A 10,615-nucleotide genomic window follows, 5' to 3' on the forward strand; every position below is an offset into this window, starting at 1 on the left:
AGTGCTCTTTTATCTAACTTTCCATTTCTATTAAGAGGTAAACTATCTATCTCCATCATATAAGCAGGAACCATATATTCTGGAAGCTCTCTTTTAAGTTCTTTTTTAATATCCTTAATATCTACAGTTTTTTCTGAAACTATATAAGCATAAATAGCCTCTTCACCATTTCTATCCTTCTTATTTATAACGGCAGCATCTTTTACATAATTAATTTTACAAATTGCATTTGTAATTTCTCCAAGCTCTATTCTAAAACCTCTTATTTTAATTTGTTGATCTGCTCTTCCTAAATATTCAATATTTCCATCTGAAAGCCATCTTGCTAAATCTCCAGTTTTATAAAGTTTTCCTTCTCCAAATGGATTTTCTATAAATCGTTCCTTTGTAAGTTCCTCCCTATTTAAATATCCTCTTGCTACAGAGTAACCTGAAATATACATTTCTCCCTGTACATTAATTGGAACTTTATTCATCATTTTATCTAAAATAAATACTTTATTATTAGCAATTGGAGTTCCTATAGTCGGAATTCCCTTTATATTATTCTTAGAGTCTATAGTTAAAGTAGTTACAACATGAGTTTCAGAAGGACCATAATGATTATGAAGTTTCACTTTATTTTCCGCTATAAGATTTTGTGTTTCTAAAGTCAAAGTTAACTGCTCTCCTGCAACCACTATATGATTAGTATTTTTAATAATAGTTTCTATATAATTTTTTTCTGATTGTAATAATTTAAAATAAGCTGTTGGTAAAAATACTGTTTTAATTTCATTTTTAGTTACAAACTCTAGTAGTCTATCCACATCTTTTCTTAACTCTTCTTTAATTAAGTAAAGTGCTCCCCCTGCTACTAAAGTAGATAAAATCTCTTGACTTGCCACATCAAAACATAAATTAGCAAACTGTAGTACTTTTTTATCAAGTTCTATTGTTGTATCATTTATTTCAAAGTTAATTAAGTTAGCTAAACTGCTATCCTTAAACATAACACCCTTAGGTGTTCCAGTTGTTCCCGAAGTATAAATAATATATATAAGACTTTCAGCTGTTCTTTCTACTAAGAAATTTTCTCTATTTCCTTCATAGAGAGTTTTATCTTCTAAATGAAGAATTTCACCATTAAAGTCTATATCTTTAACTAACTCCTTTTCTGTTAGAAGTAATTTACATCCACTATTTTCTAAGATAAATTCTATTCTTTCTTTTGGATAGTTTATATCTATTGGTAAATATGCTCCGCCAGCCTTTAAAGTTGCTATTATAGAAATTACCATTTCAATTGAACGATTAGCCATAATTCCTACTACTGAATCTTCTTGAATAGAGTGTTCTCTTAACTTCCTAGCTAAAGAATTTGCTCTTTCATTAAGTTCTCTATAGCTTATTTCTTCATCTTTGAATACTAATGCTACTTTATTTGGATTTACTTTTACTCTTTCCTCAAATAATTCTATTACAGAACCTTTATTTTCATACTCAGTCTTTGTATTATTAAAGCTTTCATCAATTAATTTTTCTTCTTCCTTTGTTATAACTTCAATTTCTCCAATTAAACTATTTGGAGCTTCTATAACTCTAGAAATAATTTCCTTAAAGTGTCCTAAGAATCTCTCTATTGTTTCTTTTTTAAATAAAGCTGTAGAATATTCTGCTGCTATAGAATAAACATCTTCATTGCATGATAACATAACACTTAGATCAAATTTTGATATATCATGCTCTCCACTTACTAGCATTCCTTCTGTATCACCTATTAAAAGATTAACTCTTTCATTATTTTGTAAATTAAACATTACATCAAATAATGGATTTCTAGATAAATCTCTTTTTATTGAAACAGCTTCTACTAATTCTTCAAATGGATATTCCTGATTTTCATAAGCCTTAAGACAGCTTCCCTTCACCTCCATTATGAAGTCAATAATTTTTTTCTTAGCCTCTGGTTTCTCTCTTATTGCTAAAGTATTTACAAACATCCCCATCATAGATTCCATATCTTTATTTGTTCTTGCTGATATAGGAGTTCCTACTACAATATCCTCTTGAGCTGTATACTTATTTAAAAGAACTAAAAAGATTGATAAAAATACCATATATTCAGTCGCCCCAGTATAATTACATAACTCTTCTATTCCTTTTTTCATTTCTTTTTCTAATTCAATTATAGCCAATGCACCTTTATAACTTTGTTCTGCTGGTCTACTATAGTCATAAGGTAAATTAATTACTGGTACCTCTTCTTCAAATTGCTTTTCCCAGTATTCTTTTTGATTAGTTAAATCTCGCTTTTCCATCCATTGACTATAATCTTTATACTGTAACTTAAGCTCACTAAGATTTTCACCATTATAAAAACTTGAAAAATCTTTTATAAATATTCCAATACTCATTCCATCACTTACTATATGATGAGTATCCATTAAAAGATAATTTTCTGCCTTTATTCTTACAACCTTCATCCTTACTAAAGATCCTTTTTCTAAGTCAAAAGCTTTAGTAAAATCTTTTATTACTTCTTTTATATCTTTATCTGATTCTTCATAACTACAACTAATTTCTGTATTTTTTAAAATCTTTTGTACAAGTTTTCCCTCTTTCATCAAGAAAGCTGTTCTTAAAATTTCATGACGTTTTACAAGCTTTCCCAAAGCATCCTTAACTTTATTAAAATCTAATTTATTTTCTAACTTATAACAAATTGGCATATTATATGCTGTATTTTCTTTATCCATTTGCCATAACAAATAAACTCTTTTTTGAACTGACGACATTGGATAAAATTCTTTTTCTTCCGCCTTCTCTATAAAGTTATATTTTTTATCCTTATTATTTTCTACATAATTTGCTATTCTTTCTATTGTTTTCTCTGAAAAAATTACTTTTATAGGAACTCTAACTCCAGTTTCAGCCTCTATTCTATTTACTACCTTAGTTGCCCTTAAAGAATGACCTCCTATTTCAAAGAAATCAGCATCTACACTTACTCTACAAGTTCCGATAACCTCTGCAAATATTTTTTCAATAATTTCTTCATTTTTATTTCTTGGTGCAACATACTCTTCCCTTTGCTCAACAACTATTTCTGGTAAAACTTTTTTATCTAGTTTTCCATTTTTATTTACAGGTAATTTATCTAATTGCATCATATATGGTGGAACCATATATTCAGGTAAATTTTTACGAAGTTCTTTTTTCACTTCTTTTATATCAACTTCTTTTTCCGAAACTATATATCCATAAAGATTTAATTCTCCACTAGCGTCATTTCTTGTTATTACAGCTGCATCTTTTATATACTTAATTCTACATAACACATTAGAAATTTCTCCAAGCTCTATTCTGAATCCTCTAATTTTCACCTGTTCATCTATACGACCTATAAATTCTATATTTCCATCAGGAAGCCATCTTGCTAAATCTCCTGTTCTATAAAGTTTACCTTCTCCAAATGGATTATCAATAAATTTTTCCTTAGTAAGTTTTTCATCATTAAGATAACCTACCGATACACCAATTCCAGCAATACAAATCTCACCAGGAACTCCAATCCCACAAAGGTTTAAATCTTGAAGAATATAATAATATGAATTTGATATTGGCTTACCAATTGATACATTATTCCCTCTTTCTGGTCCAGACAACTCATTTACTGTCGACCAAACTGTTGTTTCTGATGGGCCATAAACATTAGCAATTATAGCCTTCGTATACTCCTGTAATTTATTTACTAAGTCTGGCTCTACCTTCTCTCCTCCTAAAGTAATATACTTAAGAGATTTTAGCTTCTTTAACTTTTCAGCTTGAGTTAATAACATCTTTATTCTACTAGGTGTTGTCTGTAATATCTCAATATGATTTTTAGCAATAAATTTGATTAAATGTTCAACATCTTCTCTTTCATCTTTATTTGCGATAAATGTAGTCATTCCATTCATAAATACTAATAAAGTTTCTGTACCAAAAATATCAAAGGTCATTGTTGCCAAAGATCCCATATTATTTAGATTTCTATTAAATACACCAACTAAAGTATTTTTATGATTTTTTATACAATAATTAATCATATTTTTATGCTTAATCATAACAGCTTTTGGTTTTCCTGTAGTTCCTGAAGTATAAATAAGATATAACATATCCTCAACTGTATTTACTTTTTCTAAGTTTTCTCCAGTTCCACTAAAAAATCCTTTATCCTCTAAATTAAATAATGGAATATCCTTTGTTTCTATTTCACATTTATAAGTTAATAAAGCCTTTGGCTTACAATCTGAAATTATATAACTAATTCTCTCTTCTGGATAATTCGGATCAATAGGTATATATGCTGCCCCAGCTTTTATAATGGCTAAAATCCCCATAACCATCTCTAGACTTCTTTCAGCAATAATACCTACATAATCATTTGGCTTTACATTAACTTTTCTTAAATTTAAGGCTAAATTATTTACTTTTTCATTTAATTCCCTATAGGTTAACTTTTCATTTTCATAGACTAAAGCTACTTTATTTGGAGTCTTTTCTACCTGCTCCTCAAAAAATTCTACAATGGTCTTTTTCCTATCATAGTAGACAAAATTATCATTAAAATTATTTAAAATAAGTTCTCTCTCTTTTTTAGTTGCTACTTCTATCTCTCCAATAAGAATCTCTGGATTTGCAGTCGTCTTTAAAAGAATTTCTTTAAAATGAATTAAAAGCCTATCTACAGTTTCTTTTTTAAATAACCCTTTAGAATACTCTGCTCCCACAAAATATCCATCTTCATTATTTTCAACAACTATGCTTAAATCAAACTTTGCAATTCTATTATTACTCCATAATTGCTCTATCTTAACTCCCTTCATTAAAATATCGCATTTTTCATTATTTTGAACACCAAATGTTATATCAAATAAAGGATTTCTCGAAAAGTCTTTTCTTCCATTAACAGCTTCAACTAATTCTTCAAATGGATACTCTTGATTTTCATAAGCTTTTAAGCAAGTTTCTTTTATCTCTTTTACAAAATTTTTGAAACTTTTTTTATTAGTTGGTTTACCTCTCATTGCAAGGGTATTTATAAATACTCCCATTAATGATTCTATATCCCTGTTTACTCTACCTGATATAGGTGTTCCTACAACAATATCTTCCTGTCTAGTATATTTATTTAAAACTACCATAAATGCTGATAAAAGAACCATATACTCTGTAGCTCCAGTCTCCCCACAAAGTTTTTCTATAGCCTTTTTCATTTCTTTATCAAGTTCAAGACCAGTAAGTGCTCCCACCTTATTAATCTCTGATGCTCTATTATAATCGTAAGGTAAATCTATTACAGGGGCTTCCTCTTCAAACTCATTTACCCAGTATGCTTTTTGTTCATCTAAATTTCTACTACTCATCCATTCACTATAATCTTTGTATTGTAACTGAGGTTTTGTAAGTTTTTCACCATTATAAAGCTTATTAAATTCTCTAATAAAAATTCCCATACTCATTCCATCACTAACTATATGATGCATATCTAAGAATAAGTATTTCTCCTTCTTTGAATCTATTACAACTGCTCTTATTAAATTTCCCTTATCTATTTCAAAAGGCTTTGTAAAATTTTCAAAAATCTCATCTACACTTATACTTTTTTCTATAAATTTACAATCTACTTTTAAATTAGATAAAACCTTTTGCACTGGCTCTCCATCTTTAATTATAAATGCTGTTCTTAAAACTTCATGGCGCCTAATAATCTCCTCTAAAGCATTTTTAATAGCCTTTTTATTTACTCTTCCTTGAAGTCTATAACAAGTCGGCATATTATAAGCTAAACTTTCTTTATCTATTTCCCAAATTAAAAACATTCTTTTTTGAGCTGATGACATTATATAATAATCCATTTCCTTTGCCTTTGGTATAAAATCAACTTCATTAACTTCAAAACTTTCTATATATCTAGCAATTGCTTCTACTGTTCTTTCTGAAAATATAGCTTTTATTGGTATTCTTACAGCTATTTCTCCTTCAATTCTATTTACAACCTTTGCAGCTCTTAGAGAATGCCCTCCTATTTCAAAGAAATCATCATCTATACTTATTTTTTCTTTACCAGTTACTTCTTTGAATATTTTAATAATAATTTCCTCAATTTTAGTTCTTGCCTCTATATAAACCTTACCTTCATCCTCTAAGATATCAGGTAACGCTTTTTTATCTAGCTTTCCATTTCTATTTACAGGAATTTCTTCAATTTGCATCATATATGACGGAACCATGTATTCAGGAAGCTCCTTACGAATTTCTGCTTTAATTTCTTTAAAATTAATTACCCTCTTTGATACTAAATAAGCATAAAGTGCTTTTTCTTTCCCATTAACTGTCTTCGCCACAACTGCAACAGAATGTATATCTTTAATTTTCTTTATTACACTTTCAATCTCACCAAGCTCTATTCTAAATCCTCTTATTTTAACCTGTTCATCTATACGCCCTAGATATTCTATATTCCCATCGGATAACCATCTTGCTAAATCTCCAGTTTTGTAAAGTTTTCCTTCTCCATAAGGGTTATCTATAAATTTCTCCTTTGTAAGTTCTGGTCTATTTAAATATCCTCTTGCTAGTCCATCTCCTGCTATAGCTAATTCGCCTGCTATTCCTATTCCACAAAGACTACTATCACCATTAATGATATAAACTTTTTTATTATCAATTGGTTTTCCTATAGGAATTCTATCTGGAATTATTTCTTTATTATCACAGTACCACTGAGTTGCTGAAACTGTTGCTTCTGTAGGGCCATAAGCATTTAAGTATCCACTGCCTTCTTTAATCGCTTTTAAAACAACTTCCTTACTACTTTCTGATCCAGCAGTAACTACCATTCTTTTTCTAGTAGTCTTTAACTGTTGATAATATTGTGGTGGCATTGCCATCATTGTAGTACCTGCTGAATATTTACTTACATAATCTATATCTAAAAGCTTATCTTGATCTATAATATAAAGTGATGCCCCTGTTAAAATAGACATTGTTATATCCCAAACTGAACCATCAAAGGCAATGTTAGAGAATTGTAATACCTTATCCGCTTCAGTTATTTTTATAGAATTTATAAAGTATTTTCTTAAATTCACTACACCATTATGTTCAATCATAACTCCTTTAGGCTTACCTGTAGTACCAGAAGTATAAATTACATAAAGTAAATCAGTCGGTTTGTTTACTTTTTCTAACTTTCTAAAGTGACCTGCAAAAACACTCTCATCTTCAAGATTTAAAACTTTTAAATTTTCTTTACTTATATCTGCTTTATAGGTTAAAAGTAATTTAGGGCTACAGTCTGAAAGAATATAATTTATTCTTTCTTCTGGATATTCAGGATCAATTGGTACATAAGCTCCTCCTGACTTTATAACTGCAACTATAGCAATAATCATCTCTAAGCTTCTTTTTGCTGCAATAGCAACTCTATCCTCTGGCTTGATTCCAGAATCTCTTAATATTCTTGCTAAAATAGTAGCTTTTTCATCTAGTTCTTTATAAGTTAATTTTTCCTTTCCAAATATAATAGCATCTCTATCACCATTAATCTTTACCTGTTCTTCAAAAAGATCTATAACAGTTTGTTTTTTATCATATTCAACAAAAGTATCATTAAACTGACCTAAAATTATTTCTTTTTCTTCTTTTGTTATAATAGTAATTTCACCAATGGAAATTTTAGGATTATCTATTATTCTATAAAGTACTTCTTTGAAATGAATTAAAAATCTTTCAATAGTCTCTTGCTTAAATAAAGCAACAGAATATTCTACTGAAACATCATAACCATCTTCTTTACTTGCCATATTTACACTAATATCAAATTTAGATATTTTAGATCCTCCCCAAACTGATTCTACTTCAACCTCTTTCATTTCAAGATTAAAATCCTCATTAGTTCTTAATCCAAACATTACATCAAATAATGGATTTCTAGATAAATCTCCTTTAACTCCAATTGCCTCTACTAATTCTTCAAATGGATACTCTTGATTTTCATAGGCTTTCAAACAACCTTCTTTTACTTCATAAACAAATTTTAAAAACTCTTTTTTATTTTCCGGCTTTTCTCTTATGGCAAGTGTATTTATAAACATTCCCATCATTGATTCCATCTCTTTATTCGTTCTTCCTGAAATCGCTGTTCCTACTACTATATCTTCCTGTCTTGTATATTTATTTAAAAGTACCATAAAGGCTGCTAATAAAAGCATATATTCTGTAGCTCCAGTTTTTCTGCATAACTCTTTTATTCCATCTTTAATTTCCTTTGCGAATTTTAAACTTATAGTATTACCTTCATAACTTTTTTCCATTGGTCTATTATAATCATAACTAAAATCAATTACTGGTACTTCCTCTTCAAACTTACTTAACCAATAAGATTTTTGTTCTTCAAAATTTCTTTTATTCATCCACTCACTATAATCTTTATACTGTAATGTAAGTTCACTTAGCTTATCTCCATTATAAAAAGCTGAAAGCTCCTTTATAAAAATAGCCATACTTACAGCATCACTAACAATATGGTGCATATCTATTAGTAAATAAAAATATTTTTCACCCTTTACAAGTTTTGCCCTTATTAATTCTCCTTTATCTAAAGAAAATACCTTTGTAAATTCATCTAATAGTTCTTCTATTTTTTTATTACTTTCTTCATATTCATAATCAATTTTCACTTTTGGTAAAATATTTTGTACTAACTCTCCATCCTCTATTGTAAATTTAGTTCTTAATATTTCATGTCGATTAATTACATTTTCAAAGGCACTTTTTACAAGTTCTTCTTTTACATCTCCCTTTAATCTATAACAAGTTGGCATATTATAGGCTAGATTTTCCTTATCCATATTCCATAATAAGTACATTCTCTTTTGTGCTGAGGACATTAAATAATATTCCTTTTCCTCTACCTTTGTTATAATATCAATATTTTCTGCCTTTAAATTTTCTAAATATAAAGCTATTCCCTCTACTGTTCTTTCTGAAAAAATTACCTTAATAGGAATTCTTACATCAAAAACAGCTTCTATTCTATTTACTACCTTTGTTGCTCTTAATGAATGTCCTCCTACTTCAAAGAAATCAGAATCAATACTTATTTTCTCAATTCCTATAACTTCTTTAAATATCTCAGCTACAATTTCTTCTGTTTTATTTCTTGCTCCAATATACTGTTTTTGATCGCCCTCTATAATTTCTGGAAGTGCTCTTTTATCTAACTTTCCATTTCTATTAAGAGGTAAACTATCTATTTCCATCATATAAGCAGGAACCATATATTCTGGAAGCTCTCTTTTAAGTTCTTTTTTAATATCCTTAATATCTACAGTTTTTTCTGAAACTATATAAGCATAAATAGCCTCTTCACCATTTCTATCCTTCTTATTTATAACGGCAGCATCTTTTACATAATTAATTTTACAAATTGCATTTGTAATTTCTCCAAGCTCTATTCTAAAACCTCTTATTTTAATTTGTTGATCTGCTCTTCCTAAATATTCAATATTTCCATCTGAAAGCCATCTTGCTAAATCTCCAGTTTTATAAAGTTTTCCTTCTCCAAATGGATTTTCTATAAATCGTTCCTTTGTAAGTTCCTCCCTATTTAAATATCCTCTTGCTACAGAGTAACCTGAAATATACATTTCTCCCTGTACATTAATTGGAACTTTATTCATCATTTTATCTAAAATAAATATTTTATTATTAGCAATTGGAGTTCCTATAGTCGGAATTCCCTTTATATTATTCTTAGAGTCTATAGTTAAAGTAGTTACAACATGAGTTTCAGAAGGACCATAATGATTATGAAGTTTCACTTTATTTTCCGCTATAAGATTTTGTGTTTCTAAAGTCAAAGTTAACTGCTCTCCTGCAACCACTATATGATTAGTATTTTTAATAATAGTTTCTATATAATTTCTTTCTGATTGTAATAATTTAAAATAAGCTGTTGGTAAAAATACTGTTTTAATTTCATTTTTAGTTACAAACTCTAGTAGTCTATCCACATCTTTTCTTAACTCTTCTTTAATTAAGTAAAGTGCTCCCCCTGCTACTAAAGTAGATAAAATCTCTTGACTTGCCACATCAAAACATAAATTAGCAAACTGTAGTACTTTTTTATCAAGTTCTATTGTTGTATCATTTATTTCAAAGTTAATTAAGTTAGCTAAACTGCTATCCTTAAACATAACACCCTTAGGTGTTCCGGTTGTTCCCGAAGTATAAATAATATATATAAGACTTTCAGCTGTTCTTTCTACTAAGAAATTTTCTCTATTTCCTTCATAGAGAGTTTTATCTTCTAAATGAAGAATTTCACCATTAAAGTCTATATCTTTAACTAATTCCTTTTCTGTTAGAAGTAATTTACATCCACTATTTTCTAAGATAAATTCTATTCTTTCTTTTGGATAGTTTATATCTATTGGTAAATATGCTCCGCCAGCCTTTAAAGTTGCTATTATAGAAATTACCATTTCAATTGAACGATTAGCCATAATTCCTACTACTGAATCTTCTTGAATAGAGTGTTCTCTTAACTTCCTAGCTAAAGAATTTGCTCTTTCATTAAGTTCTC

The 10,615-nt window shown here is 28.7% G+C and carries 1 protein-coding gene; it reads right to left on the reverse strand.

The window, feature by feature from the left end; all coding sequences use genetic code 11:
- Positions 1–10,615, reverse strand: a 10,615-nt coding sequence (locus BN8917_RS12325) for a non-ribosomal peptide synthetase (protein ID WP_159426746.1), incomplete at both ends; no start/stop codon positions are given.

The organism is Clostridium mediterraneense, assembly GCF_900091705.1.
Lineage (GTDB): Bacteria > Bacillota > Clostridia > Clostridiales > Clostridiaceae > Sarcina > Sarcina mediterraneense.